The organism is Streptomyces sp. NPDC048106 (assembly GCF_040706415.1).
Classification (GTDB): domain Bacteria; phylum Actinomycetota; class Actinomycetes; order Streptomycetales; family Streptomycetaceae; genus Streptomyces.
The window spans coordinates 50,284-66,247 of the sequence record NZ_JBEZND010000044.1 but is presented as its reverse complement, the minus strand read 5'-3'; the positions used below and the strand labels follow the sequence as shown (position 1 = coordinate 66,247).

19 protein-coding genes and 1 pseudogene are annotated in these 15,964 nt (G+C 71.8%); 13 read left to right on the top strand and 7 right to left on the bottom strand.

Annotated features, from left to right (window positions below; genetic code table 11):
• Positions 1-8: 8 nt before the first annotated feature.
• From AB0927_RS33220 to AB0927_RS33205, 4 genes are all read right to left on the bottom strand, one after another.
• On the bottom strand, positions 9-1,196 hold the full coding sequence (locus AB0927_RS33220; protein WP_366671505.1) for a histidine kinase: 1,188 nt from the start codon (positions 1,194-1,196) through the stop codon (positions 9-11).
• A gap of 393 nt (positions 1,197-1,589) precedes the next feature.
• On the bottom strand, positions 1,590-1,820 hold the full coding sequence (locus AB0927_RS33215; protein ID WP_366671503.1) for a hypothetical protein: 231 nt from the start codon (positions 1,818-1,820) through the stop codon (positions 1,590-1,592).
• A gap of 105 nt (positions 1,821-1,925) precedes the next feature.
• Complete coding sequence (locus AB0927_RS33210; protein ID WP_366671502.1) at positions 1,926-2,381, bottom strand: hypothetical protein; 456 nt, start codon at positions 2,379-2,381, stop codon at positions 1,926-1,928.
• Between the two features lie 122 nt (positions 2,382-2,503).
• A complete protein-coding gene (locus AB0927_RS33205) occupies positions 2,504-2,950 on the bottom strand; it encodes an Lrp/AsnC family transcriptional regulator (RefSeq protein ID WP_366671501.1) in 447 nt (148 codons plus the stop codon).
• Positions 2,951-3,043: 93 nt separating this feature from the next.
• Between AB0927_RS33205 and AB0927_RS33200 the strand changes: the two genes are divergently transcribed.
• From AB0927_RS33200 to AB0927_RS33165, 8 genes are all read left to right on the top strand, one after another.
• The gene (locus AB0927_RS33200; protein WP_366671500.1) at positions 3,044-3,862 is read left to right on the top strand and encodes an LLM class flavin-dependent oxidoreductase; all 819 of its coding nucleotides are present in this window, start codon (positions 3,044-3,046) and stop codon (positions 3,860-3,862) included.
• A complete protein-coding gene (locus AB0927_RS33195; protein ID WP_366671532.1) occupies positions 3,859-4,296 on the top strand; it encodes a nucleoside deaminase in 438 nt (145 codons plus the stop codon). The genes AB0927_RS33200 and AB0927_RS33195 overlap by 4 nt, the downstream gene beginning before the upstream one ends.
• A gap of 106 nt (positions 4,297-4,402) precedes the next feature.
• Entirely contained in the window at positions 4,403-4,930 is a 528-nt protein-coding gene (locus tag AB0927_RS33190; RefSeq protein ID WP_366671498.1) for a DinB family protein, read from the top strand.
• 87 nt (positions 4,931-5,017) lie between these two features.
• A complete protein-coding gene (locus AB0927_RS33185; protein ID WP_366671497.1) occupies positions 5,018-5,536 on the top strand; it encodes a hypothetical protein in 519 nt (172 codons plus the stop codon).
• 86 nt (positions 5,537-5,622) lie between these two features.
• Complete coding sequence (locus tag AB0927_RS33180; protein ID WP_366671496.1) at positions 5,623-6,759, top strand: pentapeptide repeat-containing protein; 1,137 nt, start codon at positions 5,623-5,625, stop codon at positions 6,757-6,759.
• Positions 6,760-6,804: 45 nt separating this feature from the next.
• Positions 6,805-7,197: a VOC family protein gene (locus tag AB0927_RS33175; protein WP_366671495.1), complete on the top strand. Its 393-nt coding sequence runs from the start codon at positions 6,805-6,807 to the stop codon at positions 7,195-7,197.
• Positions 7,194-7,982, top strand: coding sequence for a hypothetical protein (locus AB0927_RS33170; protein WP_366671494.1), 789 nt, complete (start codon positions 7,194-7,196; stop codon positions 7,980-7,982). The genes AB0927_RS33175 and AB0927_RS33170 overlap by 4 nt, the downstream gene beginning before the upstream one ends.
• A 134-nt stretch (positions 7,983-8,116) precedes the next feature.
• A complete protein-coding gene (locus AB0927_RS33165) occupies positions 8,117-8,722 on the top strand; it encodes a DinB family protein (protein ID WP_366671493.1) in 606 nt (201 codons plus the stop codon).
• Between the two features lie 9 nt (positions 8,723-8,731).
• Here AB0927_RS33165 and sigJ read toward each other — a convergent pair whose 3' ends face one another.
• Positions 8,732-9,688, bottom strand: a complete 957-nt coding sequence (gene sigJ / locus AB0927_RS33160; protein WP_366671492.1) for an RNA polymerase sigma factor SigJ — start codon at positions 9,686-9,688, stop codon at positions 8,732-8,734.
• Between the two features lie 168 nt (positions 9,689-9,856).
• On the opposite strand from sigJ, the gene AB0927_RS33155 reads away from it, so the two are divergent.
• From AB0927_RS33155 to AB0927_RS33145, 3 genes are all read left to right on the top strand, one after another.
• Positions 9,857-10,315 carry a nuclear transport factor 2 family protein gene (locus AB0927_RS33155; protein WP_366671491.1) on the top strand — a complete coding sequence of 153 codons (459 nt, stop codon included), beginning with the start codon at positions 9,857-9,859 and terminating at the stop codon, positions 10,313-10,315.
• Between the two features lie 51 nt (positions 10,316-10,366).
• Positions 10,367-10,951 carry an NAD(P)H-dependent oxidoreductase gene (locus AB0927_RS33150; protein ID WP_366671490.1) on the top strand — a complete coding sequence of 195 codons (585 nt, stop codon included), beginning with the start codon at positions 10,367-10,369 and terminating at the stop codon, positions 10,949-10,951.
• 69 nt (positions 10,952-11,020) lie between these two features.
• On the top strand, positions 11,021-12,295 hold the full coding sequence (locus AB0927_RS33145; RefSeq protein ID WP_366671489.1) for an MFS transporter: 1,275 nt from the start codon (positions 11,021-11,023) through the stop codon (positions 12,293-12,295).
• A 23-nt stretch (positions 12,296-12,318) separates the two neighbouring features.
• Here AB0927_RS33145 and AB0927_RS33140 read toward each other — a convergent pair.
• Both AB0927_RS33140 and AB0927_RS33135 read right to left on the bottom strand, forming a co-directional pair.
• Positions 12,319-12,415 (bottom strand): annotated as a pseudogene (locus AB0927_RS33140).
• Positions 12,416-12,528: 113 nt separating this feature from the next.
• A complete protein-coding gene (locus AB0927_RS33135) occupies positions 12,529-13,818 on the bottom strand; it encodes a hypothetical protein (RefSeq protein ID WP_366671488.1) in 1,290 nt (429 codons plus the stop codon).
• 246 nt (positions 13,819-14,064) lie between these two features.
• Here AB0927_RS33135 and AB0927_RS33130 point away from each other — a divergent pair, with 246 nt between their 5' ends.
• On the top strand, positions 14,065-15,330 hold the full coding sequence (locus AB0927_RS33130) for an APC family permease (protein ID WP_366671487.1): 1,266 nt from the start codon (positions 14,065-14,067) through the stop codon (positions 15,328-15,330).
• Between the two features lie 78 nt (positions 15,331-15,408).
• Positions 15,409-15,927, top strand: coding sequence for a GNAT family N-acetyltransferase (locus AB0927_RS33125; protein ID WP_366671486.1), 519 nt, complete (start codon positions 15,409-15,411; stop codon positions 15,925-15,927).
• Positions 15,928-15,964: the final 37 nt, after the last annotated feature.

Below are 15,964 nucleotides of genomic sequence, written 5' to 3'. Positions count from 1 at the left end.
CGGATCGGTCAGCCGCCCGTCCGCGCGGTGGAAGAGGGCCGCTGCGCGGGTACTTCGGCCAGCAGCCTGAACGTGCCGCCCGGCCAGGCGCCCGACTCCAGCCGGCCGCCCACCGCGGTCATCCGCTCCCGCAGATTGCCCAGTCCGTGGCCGCCGTAGGGTGAGGGGTCGTGGTGGGCGGCGTCGGCGCCGTCGTTCTCGACCAGCAGCCGGACCACACCGTCCAGTTCCACCGCCTCGATGCGGCAGTGGGAGGCGTCGCTGTGCCGCAGCAGATTGGTGACGGCCTCCCGCAGCGTGGTGGCGAGCGCCGTGTCCACATGGGGGGAGAGCGGACCCAGCTCCACCTTCGCCCATACGGTGATGCCGGCGGCGTCGAGCATCGAACGCGCCGATTTGATCTCCTGCCGCAGCGACAGGTCGCGGAATCCGCTCGCGGCCCTGCGGACGTCGGCGAGGGACTGTTCGGCGATGGACATGACCTCGCCGGCCTCCTTCACCGCGCGTGCGGGATGCGCGGGAATCAGCTGGTGGATCAGCTCGCTCTTCAGCGTGATCGCGGAGAGGCTGTGGCCCAGCAGGTCATGGAGGTCCCGGGCGAAGCGCAGCCGCTCGGCGGTGACCGCCCGCCGGACCAGTTCACCGCGGACCGCGTGCAACTGCGTGATCAGCGCCGTCAGCCGGGCCAGTCCGTAGAGGACGAAGCCGGTGAGGAGCGAGACCTGGGAAAGTCGGATGCTCTCCACGACCGGGCCGCCGTCCAGGGCGGTGGGGACCACCATGCTGAGCCCCACGAGGCCGAAGAGCGGCCAGGCCGCCCGGGGCGGGAGCAGCAGCAGGAGCGAGCCCGCGAGACAGGCGGCCATCGTCGCCCAGAACGTCCGGAACAGCAGGAGCGGCAGATAGGTCAGCAGTACTTGAGCGGCCAGGGTCAGGCACTTGCGGGGCAGCGGAGCCCGGCTGCTGTCCGGGACGGAGTGCAGGACCTGGAGGGCGAGGATCACCGGGAGGAGGAGCAGCCAGGCGGTCTCGGCGGAGGGGGAGGCGCCGGAGCTCAGGATGTCCGTGGTGGTCAGGAGCGTGGAGCCCAGCAATGCGGTGAGGAGGATGGTGCGCGCCAGCCTGGGGGCGGGAAGAGCGTTGCCGGATACGGGCGTGGGTATCGCCTCGCGTCTGTCGCCATTCGACCCGTCCACTCTGCCGGAACGGTCGTGACTGCCCATCATGTTGACGGCCTCTCGCAACTCTGTGCATCGTTTTGTGGTTTATGTGAAGAGATTGTGCGGGCTGAGCGGTGATCGGCCGTTCGTGAGATCGACTCCGCAGACCCGGCCCGACCCCCGGACGGTGCGGAAAAGGGGGGCCGGGCATGGCTGCTCCACCGCATGGACCGATCGTCTGCGGGGCCGTGGTGGAAAGGCGTTCCGCATCGTGGGCTCGTGTGCGCGGGCCCATGCGCGGATGATGCCCGAGCAGGTTGCCGTTGATGCGGCTGACGCCCTGTCGGGCGAGTGACTTGTCGACGTACTGCGGGAGTGTCCCGAGGCGGAGAGTGACGCTTCCGGCCATTCGGTCGTCCGGCTATCCGGCTATCCGGCCACCCGGTCGTCCGGTCGGTCGGCGCGGGAGGGGGCTGGGTGCGGGGTGGACGCGCTGCCACGGGCGGCCGGACCGCCGGGCTCAAGCGGCCGCCGGGGCAGGAACCGGCCGGGGAGGGGAGGGCCGGGCCCGGTCGTCGTGGGACCGGCCGTCTCGCCGTCGGCGCCGTGACCCGCGACGGCGCTCCTGGCGACCGCCGCCATGGCCCGCGTGCCGTCCACGTGCCGTTCCGCGCGTCAACGGCGTCTGCCGCGACCCGCCGCGCGGGACTCTTCCTCCGTCACGTCCCGTGGCTCCACGGGGACCGGCCCGGCCCCCGTGCCGGCTCAGCAGCCGTCGCGCTCCGGCTCGATGGTCATGTGGTGTCCGGGCTTGAATTCCCGGGCATCCCGATACGTGGTTCGGTCGACTCGGTACCAGAGGTTGTCCCTGGACTCCTTGCCGCCCACGTCGTCCAGGCTGACGCACCAGCGCTCCGGACGGATCACGCGGCGGTAGGTCTCGGTACCCTGACGCACCTTCGTGCACACGGTGGTCTGCTTGTCGGTGTACCAGGTGCGCTTGTTGCTGCCGGTGCCGGAGGTGTGCCGTACCCGCTTGGTTCCGGGGTGGCAGCGCTTGACCATGTGCGGCCGGGTCGCGCGCGTGGTCCACTCCTGGACGTGCCGCGTGCTGTCCAGCAGACCCGACACCTTGCGGGGCTCGTCGTCGCAGCCGCCGAGGGCCGCCGCGATCACCAGGACCGCCGCGACGAGCGCCGTCCGGCGTATGTGGTACCGCACGTTCCTCCTCCGTCCGTCACCACGGGGGAGAAGGACCATCTCGCGCCCCGGCGGTGTGAGTTCCCCGGGAGTATGACGGACGGCCGCCAAGATCCGAAACTCACCGCGACGCGGCCGGCCGATCAGGGGCGTTCAGGTCCGCGATAGGGCAGCGTGTGACTGTAGACGACGCTCGTCGTCGTGCTGCCCAGGCCGGCCAACTCGTCCATGAGAGCCTCCAGATGCTCCATGGAGGTCGCCGCCACCTTCAGCGTGTAACAGTCGTCGCCGGTGGTGCGCAGGCACTCCAGGATCTCCTTCCGCTCGGTGACCAGCTTGCGCAACGGCTGGTGGCGGTTGCCCGGGTACTTCAGCCTGACGACGGCGAGCACGGCGTAACCGACCTTGGCCAGGTCCACCGTGGCGTGGTAGCCGGTGATGACGCCCAGCGACTCCAGATTCCGCACCCGTTCCGTGGTGGCCGACGAGCTGAGCTTCACACGCCGCCCCAGCTCGCTGAGGGAGATGCGGGCCTCTCGCTGCAACTGCTCGATGATCGCCCAGTCGATGTCGTCAAGATTCACGGCCATGGCGCGACCCTACCGGCAAAATCATGGAAGAACGCCGGTATCACCGGCAGGATATGCTTCAGCGGCCCGTGGTCACCGGGATAGCTTCGGATCATGCGACTTGGCGTCAACGTACCGAACTTCGGGCCGGGTACCGATCCCGGCATGCTGCGGGACTGGGCCCGGATCACGGAGGGGCTCGGCTACGACCTCCTCATGGTGTCGGATCATGTGGTCGTCACCCCGGATGTGGCCGAGCGCTACCCGGAGCCGTTCCACGAGCCGTTCACCACACTGTCCTGGCTGGCCGGCGTCACCACCACGGTGCGGCTGGGCACCACCGTGCTGATCCTCCCGTACCGGCATCCGCTGCTGGTGGCGCGGATGGCCAGGAACCTCAGCCGGCTCAGTGGCGGCCGGCTGGTGCTCGGGGTAGGCGCGGGCTGGGCCCGGCAGGAGTTCGACGCGCTCGACGTGCCGTTCGCCGCGCGAGGCCGGCTGACCGACGAATGCCTGGCCACCCTGAGGGAAGCCTGGCGCACGGAGACCGAGGACGGCGCCGACCCGATCCCCGTCTGGGTCGGCGGCCACAGCGCGGCGGCACTCCGGCGCGCCGCCAGGTTCGGGGACGCCTGGCACCCACTGCGGCTGCCCCTGGCCCGGATGCGTGCCGTGCTGGCCGAGCACTCGCTGCCGGCCTTCGTACCCCGCATCGCGCTGAGACTGACCACCACTGCGGTCGACGACCCCGAACGGCCCGCCGGCGTCGGCACCATCGAGCAGATCCTCGACGACCTCGACCAGCTCCGTGCGCTCGGCGCCGACACGGTCGTACTCGACCCCTATCACGGCGATCCCGAGGAGACGCGCCGGCCGCACACGGCCTGGCGGGCGCTCACCGAGGTGGCCACCCAATGGAGGACCGCATCATGATCACCACGGCCGACGAGACGCTGCTGCGCCGCGCGATCGGCATCGCGGCCCGCGCCGTCGAACAAGGCGACGCGCCATACGGATCCCTGCTGGCCGGCCCCGACGGAGCTGTCCTCGCCGAGGCCCACAACACGGTGCGGCGCGACAACGACATCACCGCCCACCCGGAACTGAAACTGGCCCGCTGGGCGGCCCGCGACCTCGACCCGCGGACCGCCGCGGGCACCACCCTGTACACCAGCTGCCAGCCCTGCGGCATGTGCGCCGGCGGCATCCTCCGCTCCGGTATCGGGCGAGTCGTCTACGCGCTCTCCACCGAGCAACTCATCGAACTCAACCCGCAGTCGGGCCAATGGCCGACGGTGACGCAGGACGGCCCCGCCTTGTTCGACGAGGCACGCCTCCCCATCGACACCTACTACCGGCCAAGTTGACGGCACCGGCTCATCACCACCGGATCGGGGCACTGGGCGGCTTCGCGAAGGCCTCCACTCCCGTCGGGTAACTCCCCGCGCGGTAGCGGGGATTGGGGGATCATGGGTGACCGTGACCGAAGCTTCGAGCGAGACCACCCAGAGCAGTGAGACCAGGGCGCTTCTGCGGAGCCTGGACGGACAGCGGCGCCACGTCCTCGGCATCCTCGACGGGCTCGACGCGACGGATCTGCGCCGGCCCGTGCTGCCGTCCGGATGGCACTGCCTGGGGCTGGTCCAGCACCTCGCACTGGACGTGGAGCGGTTCTGGTTCCGCGCGGTCGTCGCCGGGGACGAGGCGGTCATCCGCGGCCTGACGAGCGGCGACGAAGCCTGGCAGGTGGCCCCGGACGTGCCGGCCGCCGACGTGCTCGACCGGTACCGGCAGGAGGCGGCACTCGCCGACGCCGTCATCACCGCCACCCCTGCCGACGCCGCGTTGGCCTGGTGGCCCCGCGACCTGTTCGGTGAACCGCACCTGCACACCCTGCGCGACGTCCTCCTGCATGTCATCACCGAGACCGCGTGCCACGCCGGCCACCTCGACGCGGCCCGAGAACTCGTCGACGGCCGCCGCTGGCTGGTCCTGACCTGAACGTCCCGGTCGTGCCAACTGCCGTACCGGCCGTACCCGTTGCGGTGGCGGTGCAACCGGCGAGCCCATCGAGGAGTCCTAGGCAGCATGATCAACGCACGCACACGGCGCGCCCTCGGCGTCTCCGCGCTCGTCGCGGCCCTGGCGTCCTTGCTGCTCTCCTGCTCCGGCGGTCCCGACGCGACGTCGAGCGAGAGACCTTCGCCCACCAGCGACGTCAGCAGGACGGCCCCACCCTCCCCGTCCAGGACGACCGGGGAACCGCCCGCTCCGGCCACGACGGAACCGGCACGGAGCGTGGAGAAGGTCCGCGACGTGTTCGCCAGGCTTCAGGCCACGTACAACGACGGGTGTACGACCCAGGGCAACTGCGAATACTTCCTGGGGCGGGTGCTCGATGAACTCACCAGCCTGGACGCGGCGATGAAGGCGGACCCCCAGGGCCCCGCACACTTCAAGGAACCCCTCGCGTGGATCGCGGAACTGCGGAGCGAACTGGGCGGCGACAGTTCCTTCGAGAACCTCAAGAAGCACCAGGCCCTGCTCACGGGAACACGGGACAAGATCAACGCATGGATGCAGGGGCATCCCGAGGACTACCGATGAGAACCCAGCCCCGCCCCCGGCGACCCGCCCAGGCCCGTGACCGCGCGAACCGGCCGTGTCCGGCCCTGCCCTAAGATCCCATGTCCATGGGGGGACTTGTTCGTGGCCGTTCGCGTACGGCTCGTACCGTTGCCGTCGTCTCGGCCGCACTGGCCGCGGTCGCCGTCCTGGGCGTCGTGCTCCTGATCCTTCCGGGGCTGGTCGTCGACCACGACCTCGCCGGCGGCCACCTCGCCGCGGCCGAGCGGCTGAGCGCGGTGAACAACGTGCGCGCCACGCTCCTGCAAGCGGTGGGCGGCGTGGTCGTGCTGTTCGGCGCCTACGCCACATGGCGACAACTGCGCGTCAGCCAGGACGGGTTGAAGGCGACCTGGGAAGGCCACGTCACCGACCGCTTCAGCCGGGCCGTGGACCAACTCGGCGGCGACAAACTGGACGTGCGCATCGGGGGCGTCTACGCGCTGTGGCGGATCGCGGACCATTCCGTCCGCGATCGCGAGGCGGTCATCTCCATCATGGCGGCGTACGTCCGGACGCACCTGCCCTGGCCGCCGCAGGAGCCCGGATCCCCGGCAGCGGACGCCTCGATCAACGCGGTACGACCGCTGGAGACCCGCGCCGCGGATGCGCAGACAGCGCTGACCTGCCTCGGCGTCCTCGGCCGGGAGCGCCGCCCCGAGTGGCTCAACCTCAGCCTGACCGACCTGCGCAGAGCCGACTGCGACGGGCTGTGGCTGCGTGGAGTCAACCTCGACGGCGCGTGCCTGGCGGCGGCGAGCGTCTACCAGGTCGAACTGAGCAAGGCGTCGCTGATAGCGGCCGACCTGCGGCACGCCGAACTCGGGACCTCGATTCTCCGCCAGGTCCGCGGCATCGAGGCCGACCTGCGCGGCGCGCGCCTGGTCAAGGCCGACCTGCGGGACGCGGACTTCTCCCGTGCGGACCTGCGCGAGGCCAACCTGCACAAGGCGCGCGCCCATGACGCCGTGTTCACCGGCGCGGACCTGCGGATGGCCGACCTGCGAGGCTGCGACCTCGGCGGCGCCGACCTGAGCCGGGCGAAACTGGAAGGCGCCCTGGCGAGCGTCCTCACGGTCTGGCCGACCGGATTCGACGCGGAATCGGCCGGCGTGCTCATCACCCCCGACCCGGGCGCCGAACCGGACAACCCGCTGCCGGCCGCCGCCCTCACGAGACAGGTGCCGCCACTGCGATCGGCCTGAAGTCCCCCCGGGTCACCACCAAGCCTCGCGAAGGGAACCACCGCCATGGAATACCGCCTCGAACTGATCCCGCTCCCGGTCACCGACGTCGACCGCGCCAAGGCCTTCTACGCCGACCGGCTCGGCTTCGAGGTCGACCTCGACTTCAGCCCGAACGAGGCTTTCCGGGTCGTCCAGTTGACGCCGCCGGGCTCGGCCTGCTCGATCGCCATCGGCGTCGGCCTCGTCGGAACTCCCGCGGGCTCCGTCCAGGGCCTGCACCTCGTCGTCGACGACATCCACGCCGCCCGGGCCGAGTTGACCGGGCGCGGAGTCGAGGTCGCCGAAGTGGAGGCCATGGGCGCACCGGGCAAACCGACGGTCTCCTACGCGGCGTTCACCGACCCCGACGGCAACGGCTGGACCCTGCAACAACTCCCTGACCGGAAGGCACCATGATCCCCACCCCTCGTCCGACAGCCGACGCGGTGCTCGCCGTACTTCCCGAACTCGCGCCCTATGCGCGCGACGCGGTCATATTCCATCCCGAGCGCGCGGAGCCGGACCGCCGGGACAGTTCCCTCGGCGGACCGCTGCTCTGGCCGAGTGACGAACCGTGGCCCACCTGCTCCCTGCCCGACGAGAACAGCCCTGTCGGTGAGCCTGCCACGGCCATGGTGCCGGTCGCGCAGATCTTCCGCCGCGATGCGCCGGGACCCTGGTGGCCCGCCGGGGTCGACCTCCTCCAGATCCTCTGGTGCCCCAACGAACACTGGGACCCTCCGGCCGGACAGGCGGACATCAGCCCTGTGGTCGACCTGCGATGGCGCAGGACCGCCGACGTGCTCAGCCCCTTGGCGACGCCGCCGGCGCCCACGCGCTACGAGGAGGAGGGCTACCTGCCGCAGGCGTGCGCCGTCACCGCGGAGCGCGTGACCGACTTCCCCTTCCGCGAGGAACTGCCGCCACAGCTCCGTCCGCGGCTCGCGGAACTGCTCCGCGAGACCGGCGACGGGGGTGACCACATCACCCGCCTCGCCGGCTGGAAACTCGGCGGCTGGCCGACCTGGCACCTCACGCACCCCGCCGTTCTCGCCTGCGATGACTGCGGCACCGCCATGACACTCCTGTTCACCGTGGCCAGCGACGACGAGACCGAGGTCGTCGTCGGCCGGTGGGGAGACCTGCGCGTCTTCACCTGCCCCGCCGACCACCGTCACGCGTTCCAGGTGGACCTGCACTGACGGCCCCGCACCCGGGGCCGTCCTCGCGCCCGTCGCCCGCGCCGCCCTCCGCTCCGGGGCGCGCACCGGCCACCATGGGGCGGCATGTGGCCGAATGACGTCGGTGGCGGCGGGCGGAACGGCAGAGTGGCCCCATGACCGCACCAGATGCCAAGGCCGACCTCCGTCTCTACCTGCAGAATGCCCGCGATGCGTTGCTGTGGAAGCTCGAAGGGCTCTCGGAATACGACATCCGCCGCCCGCTGACACCGACCGGCACCAACCTCCTCGGCCTGGTGAAGCACGTGGCCGGCGTGGAACTGGGCTACCTCGGCGAGGTTTTCGGCCGACCGTCCGGCGAGCCGCTGCCGTGGCTGGAAGAGGACGCCGAGCCCAACGCGGACATGTGGGCCACCGCCGACGAGTCCCGTGAGTTCGTCGTGGAGCTCTACCACCGCGCGTGGGCGCACTCGGACGCGACGATCGACGCGCTGGACCTCGACACGCCGGGCAAGGTGCCGTGGTGGCCGGAGGGCAGGAACGAGGTCACGTTGCACCGTGCCGTCGTCAACCTGATCGGCGAGACGCACCGGCACGCCGGCCACGCCGACATCGTCCGGGAACTCGTCGACGGTGACGTAGGGCTGCGCCAGGGCGGCGACAACATGGCATCGCACGACCCGGCGTGGTGGGAGGACTACCGGAGCCGGCTGGAGCGCGCGGCACGGGACGCCGACCGAGAGACGGCACCACGGTCCTGACCGGGGGCGTCAGACCGCTTCCTGCCCGGTGCCGCCCATCCATGGGCGGAGCTTGTCGGGATTGCGCACGGCCCAGATGAACTTGATCCGGTCGTCCACGACATCGAACGCGTACACCGCCGCGATGACCCCGTCCCGCCGCGCCACCAGGCCGGGCCGCCCGTTGACCACGCGCTCCAGGACGACCAGGTCGCCCGGCGTCCTCCCGACGAGCATGGCGAGATAGCGCGCGATCCGCGCGCCGCCCTCCACCGGGTGGAGCGCGGCCCTGGCCAGACCGCCGCCGTCCGCGGTGAAGGTGGCGTCGGGGTCGAGGAGGCCGATGAGCGTGTCGATGTCCTGGGCCTGCCAGGCCCGTCTGAAGTCCCGTACCAGACGCGCCTGTTGGGCCGCCGGGGCCTCGGCCGGCCGCAGGGCGCGGACACGGCGGCGGGCCGTGGAGGCGAGCTGACGGCACGCGGGCGGGGTACGGCCGGTGATCTCGGCGATCTCCGTGAAGGAGTACCGGAAGACGTCGTGGAGGATGAGCGCGACGCGCTGGGCCGGGGTCATCGATTCGAGCGCGACGAGGAAGGCCATGCCGACCGACTCGTCCATGGTGACCCGGTCGGCCGGATCCGCGGCGCCGGTGGCCGCCGGCGCGCCGACCCACTCGGTCCGTTCGGGGAGCGGCTCGGGTATCCACTCGCCCACGTAGCGCTCGCGCCGGGCCCGCGCCGAGCCGAGCAGGTCCAGGCAGACGCGGGTGGCGACGGTCGTCAGCCAGGCGCCGGGCGACTCGATGGCGGCCTGCTGCGGCCGGGACATGGCGTACCAGCGGGCGTAGGTCTCCTGGACGGCGTCCTCGGCCTCGGCCAGGGAACCGAGGAGCCGGTAGGCGAGACCGACAAGCTGCCCTCTTTCGCTGATGACCTCCCCGAGGTCGGTGCCGTATCGCTCGTCTATTGGCCCTGAGGGCTGCGTCATGGTTTCGCCGGGCTTTCTCGTCGGATCCGCCGTCGTGACTACGACGAGACAGCGGGCCGGAATGTCACGTCGCGGCGCCGTGTGACATTCCGGCCCCCTGTCTCGTCGTAGTGCTCGGAGGCTCACCCGGTCCGGGAGAGCCGAGCGAGACGGATGTGGGGGAGACCCATGAGGGACCTTGAGGCCATCGCCGACCGCGTCGAGATCGAGGCGCTGCGCGGCGAGTTCACCGATGCCGCGATGATGCGGGACTACGACCGCCTCGCGTCGCTGTTCACCGAGGACGCGGTGTGCCGGATCCCCGAGGCCGACGTGGAGTTGAACGGCCGGGAGCAGATTCGCGCCGGGGTCGCGCGGTTGCAGGCGCAGTGGGAGTTCTTCGTGCAGAACACTCACCCCGGCGCGATCCGGCTGGCGGGCGACACGGCGTCCGGCCGTGCCTACATCCAGGAGCTGGGCCGCATGCGGGACGGCATGTCGGGGATGAACTACGCCCTGTACCACGACCGTTACCGGCGCACCCCCGACGGCTGGAAGTTCGCGGAGCGCGTCTACGAGATCCGCTACCTCGACACCACACCCCTGGCGGGCTCGGGCTCGTCGCCTGACCCGGCGAGGGTTTCCTGACCGCGGCAGCCGCGACAGAACCCCAACGGACGACACCAGAACGGGAGAACCATGCCAAGGATCGGGATCATCATCGGCAGTACCCGCCCCGGCCGCAACGGCGCACAGGTCGCGCGCTGGGTCCACGAGAGGGCAACGCGCCGCCGGGACGCCGAGTTCGAGGTGATCGACCTGCTCGACCACCCGTTGCCCCACCTGGACGAGCCGGTGCCGGCGCTTCTGTCGGCGGGCCGGTACCAGCACGCGCACACCAGGGCCTGGTCGGACGTCATCGCGTCCTACGACGGGTTCGTCATCGTCACCGCGGAGTACAACCGCGCCGTTCCCGGCGTGCTCAAGAACGCCATCGACCACCTGTATCCGGAGTGGAGCGGCAAGGCGGTCGGGTTCGTCTCCTACGGCAGCGCGGGCGGCGTCCGCGCGGTCGAGCAACTGCGCCTGATCTGTGAGGCGTTGCAGATGACCGGCGTGGCCCCGCAGGTCTCGCTGTCCCTGCTGGCCGACTTCGAGAACCACACCACTCTCCGGCCGGGCGACCACCATGTCACCGTCCTGGACGAGATGCTGGACCAGGTGGTCGCCCGGAGCACCGCGCTCGCACCGCTGCGCACGCCCGCCGGGGTCACGGACTCCTGACCGCCCCGCCGGAGCCGGGCGGCGGGCACTGGCGGTTGGTCGCCGGTGATCGCCGTCTAGGTTGGCGCCGTGACAGAAACAGCGAAGGACCTGCTCGGTGCCGAACCGGAGCCCGGCGGCGGTGCGAACCTGTGGCGGCAGCGGGATTTCATGTTGCTGTGGGGCGGCCAGACGGTCAGTGAGATGGGCTCGGCGGTCGCCCAGATCGCGCTGCCGCTGGTCGCGGTCGTCGTGCTGAGGGCGAGCACGTTCGAGGTGGGGCTGCTGACCGCCGCCGCCACGGCGGCGTTCGCGGTGATCGCGCTCCCCGCGGGTGCGCTCGTGGACCGCCGCTCCAAACGCGCCGTCATGATCGTCTGCGACCTCCTCCGCCTGCTGATCATCGGTTCGGTTCCGGTGGCGGGTGCCCTCGGCGTCCTGACGATGACGCAGCTCTACCTCGTCGCCGTGACCGCCGGCGTGTGCACGGTGTTCTTCGATGTCGCGTACCAGAGTTACGTGCCCTCGCTGGTCCGCGCCGAGCACCTGATGGACGCCAACGGCAAGCTCGGCGTCACCCAGGCGTTCGCGCAGCTCGGCGGGCCCGGCCTGGGCGGGGGACTGGTCGCGGCGTTCGGCGCCGCGGGGGCGATGACGGCCGACGCGATCTCCTACGTCGTCTCGGTCGCGTCGGTGGCCGGAATCAGGACGCGCGAGGAGCCGCCGCCCGCGCGCCGAGCGGACGAGACCTTGCGGTCCCGGATCGCCGAGGGGCTGGGACTCGTCGTCCGGCACCGGATATTGCGGCGGGTCGTGGCGTGCACCGGCACCTCGAACCTGTTCAACGGCATGGGCTCGGCGCTGGCCATGGTCTTCCTCGTCCGGGTGCTGCACGTGCGTCCCGCGCTGACCGGCCTGATCATGGCGGGTGCGGCCGTCGGCGGGATCGCCGGGGGAGTGTACGCCGGCCGGCTCGCCCGGAAGATCGGCTCGGCGCGGATCATCTGGGTGTCGATGCTGGTCTTCAGCGCGCCACAGGTCGTCGCGGCGGCCGCCTGGCGAGGCTGGGGCGTGCTGCTGTTCCCGCTGGGCTCGGGCATCGCCTACTTCGCCGGGATGGTGTACAACGTGGCGCAGGTCAGCTACCGCCAGTCGGTGACACCGCCGGAGCTGATGGGCCGGATGAACGCCGCCGTCCGCTGGGTCGTGTGGGGCACGCTGCCGCTCGGCGGCATCCTCGGCGGGACCCTGGGCACGCTGATCGGGATACGGCCCGCGCTCTGGCTGGCGTTCATCGGCTCGTGGGCGGCCGGGTGGTTCGTGTTCTTCTCCCCGCTGCGCCATATGCGCGACGTTCCCCAGTGAGCCTCTTCCGGGCTCGCAGACGGCGGAGAGGGCAGGATTCGAACCTGCGTGGACCCCCGAAAGGATCCGACCTCGAGACGCGCTCGCTGGTCCCCGATCAACCGCTCCGGGCACCTCTCCTCGCTCCCGGCTCCCGGTCGCCGCCGGGTTCCGTTCACGTGAACAAGACTGACAGGGGCCCCTGACGCCCGGCTGACGTGCCGCTGACGGGGCGGGGCAAGGGGTGCCGGTCGTCACGGGGAAGGCGTTGCGGGCCGGGTGAGGTCTTCCACGCCGGGTGTTCCGGTGACGGCGGTGAGCGCGTGCCGCAGCGCGTCGGCCAGGTGACCGGCCTGCTCACGCGTGTACCAGGCGCGCGGCTGGACGAGGTCCAGGCAGATCGCCTCCCGGTGGCGGGTGACGAAGACGGTCGGCAGGGGGCCCGGAGGGATGGTGATGACGTACGGGCGTTCGGCGGTCAGGCCGTCGGGCAGCACGGGAAGAGTGCTGTGGTGGATGACGTTGCTGACGGCCAGCGTGATGGCCGCGGAGGCGAGCCGGTTCAGCATGCGCGCGGTGGCCAGGTACTCCAGTTCGGCGTGACCGGCGTCCAGGGACGCGTGCACCTGGCGGCTGATCTCCGAGGCGATGGTGCCGGGTTCGGTGCCGGGGCCGACGAGAGCGGTGGCGGAGGTGGTGGAAGCGGCGAAGGCGAACTCGTCGGCCGGCAGCGGGGGACGCAGCCGCGACCGCAGGTCGACGGGGATCAGACAGGCCAGTTGCACGGGCCCGTCCTCGGACGGCAGCAGCCGGCGGACGGCGCTCATCGCCAGCGCGCAGAGGAGACTGTTGGCGCTCGCCCCGTAACGGTGTGCGTGCCGGACCAGCGAACGGCTCTGCTCGGCAAAGAGCGTGAGCCGGTGGCGGTGGGCCCCGTGAGCCTGCCCCGGTCCGCCGTCGGGGCCGGCCTGCGGGACGAGGACGGCCGGCCGTGAGGCATCCAGCCGTGCCGACCAGTCGGTGGCGTACGCCGCGATGTCCGCGGCGCCGTACCGGGCGTGGAGCCGCTCCTCCACGGGCGGGGGCAGCTCGCCGTACGAGGCGGGATCCGCCGGACCGGCGCCTTCGGACAGATCCCGGTAGATCCGCCACAACCGCCGGTGCAGCGCCAGCAGGCAGGCGCCGTCGCTGACCGCGTGCCAGGCGAGGAGGGCGACGGTGTGCCGGTCCGGGCCCTCGCGGTGCAGGAGGACGCGCAGCACCTGCTCGCCCGGCCGCAGGAAGGCCGCGTCCTGCGGCGCCCACCCGTCGGGCACGACGTCCAGGCCGACGGGCGCGTCGGCGCGATCACGCCGCAGCACCAGGCCGTCGGGCCCCTCGACGATACGGGCCGCGAGTACCGGCAGTTGACGGGACAGCTCCTGGACGGCGGCCCGCAACACCTCGATGTCCAGGCTCCCGTGGACCGTCCAGCCGACGACGACGGGACCGCCGGACAAGGCCATCGCCGCCTCACTGGGCGCCAGTGCTCGCTGAAGATTCAACTCCGCCTCCTGCGCTCGCTTCCGGGCCTGCCCGTCAACTCGCCGACTATCAAGGTGAGTTGCCCATGACCCATGGTCCCACGCGGGTTCGGCCCCGTCCGGCGTACGGCGGTCCGCGCGACACGGGAATGCCGAAGAGGCGAGCGGTGACCCCGTCGGCACGGGTGTCGCCCCGACGATCTCCCGTATCGTCTCCCGGTACCGCGGCACGTGACGACGGCGGCCGCGCCATCGAGGAAGTGGGCCATGAGCAAGCCATCGACCGCCACCGGCACACCGGACGAACTGCGCCGCCGGCTCGGGGTGTTCGACGCCGTGGTGATCGGCCTCGGCTCGATGATCGGCGCCGGGATCTTCGCCGCCCTCGGCCCCGCCGCGCGGTCCGCCGGCTCGGGGCTGTCGAACGGCCTGGCGCTGGCCGCCGTGGTCGCGTACTGCAACGCCACCTCCTCCGCCCGCCTCGCCGCCCGGTACCCGGCCTCGGGCGGCACCTACGTCTACGGCCGCGAACGCCTCGGCGACTTCTGGGGCTACCTGGCCGGGTGGGCCTTCGTGGTCGGCAAGACCGCCTCCTGCGCGGCCATGGCGCTCACGGTCGGCTCGTACGCCTGGCCGTCGCAGGCCCACGCCGTGGCGGTGGCCGCGGTGGTGGCGCTGACGGCCGTGAACTACGCCGGAGTGCGCAAGTCCGCTCTGCTGACCCGCGCCATCGTGGCCGTGGTGCTGGCGGTGCTCGCCGCCGTGGTGGCCGCCGCCGTGACCTCCGGCGCCTGGGCGGCGACCCGGCTCGACATCGGCCCGGACGCCACCGCCGGCGGCGTCCTCCAGGCGGCGGGCCTGCTGTTCTTCGCGTTCGCCGGGTACGCCCGGGTCGCCACGCTCGGCGAGGAGGTCCGCGACCCCGCCCGCACCATCCCCCGGGCCGTCCCGCTCGCCCTCGGCATCACCCTGGTCGTCTACGCCGCCGTCGCCACCGCCGCCCTGGCCGTACTCGGCCCCACGGGACTGGCACAGGCCGCGGCGCCGCTGTCCGACGCGGTCCGGGCGGCGGGCGCCGGCTGGCTGGCCCCGGTCGTGCGCGCCGGAGCCGCCGTGGCCGCGCTCGGCTCCCTGCTCGCGCTGATCCTCGGCGTCTCCCGTACCACCCTGGCCATGGCACGGGACCGGCACCTGCCGCACGCCCTGGCCGCAGTGCACCCGCGCTTCCAGGTGCCGCACCGGGCCGAGCTGCTGGTGGGCGCCGTGGTCGCGGTCCTGGCCGCGACGGCGGACGTGCGCGGGGCGATCGGCTTCTCCTCCTTCGGTGTGCTCGCCTACTACGCCATCGCCAACGCCTCCGCCTGGACCCTCACCGAATCCGAGGGACGGCCCAACCGCCTGATCCCCGCGCTCGGGCTGGCCGGCTGCCTGGCCCTGGCCTTCGCCCTCCCCCTGCCCTCGGTCGCCTCGGGGGCCGCGGTGCTGGCCTTCGGCGCAGCCGTCTACGGCGCCCGGCGCGCCGCGACCACCTGACAGGGTGCGGGAGCCCTCGCCGAACCGGGAACATGCCCGTCATGTCGCTACGATCAGCGCATGATACGGGTGCGTCCCATGCGTGAAGAAGACATCCTCGGTGTGTCGACGGTACGGGTGAAAGGCTGGCAAGCCGCCTACGCGGGCATGGTGCCGCAGGACCATCTGGACGCCCTCACGGTGGCGGAGGACGCCCGTGTGCGCCGGGACATGTTCGTGCGCGCCGCGGACACGGTGGTGAACCTGGTCGCGGAGGAGGACGGCACCGTCGTGGGCTGGGCGGCACTCGGCCCCTCCCGGGAGGACGACCGGGAACCCCGGGACGGTGAACTCCTCGCCCTCTACGCCGCCCCCGACCGCCTCGGCACCGGCATCGGCAGGGCCCTGATGGAACGGACACTCGCCACCGCCCGGGAACGCTCGTTCCGCCGGCTCGTCCTGTGGGTGATCGCCGGCAACACAAGAGCGCGGCGCTTCTACGAACGAGGCGGCTTCGCCCCGGACGGCGGAACCTCGCAGTGGCCGGTCGACGGCACCCTGGTCCCCGAACTCCGCTACACCAGAGACCTGCCCGCACCGAACCCGTCCCGGCCGTAACCCCCAAGGGCCCGGCGACCGAAGACCGCCGGGCCCG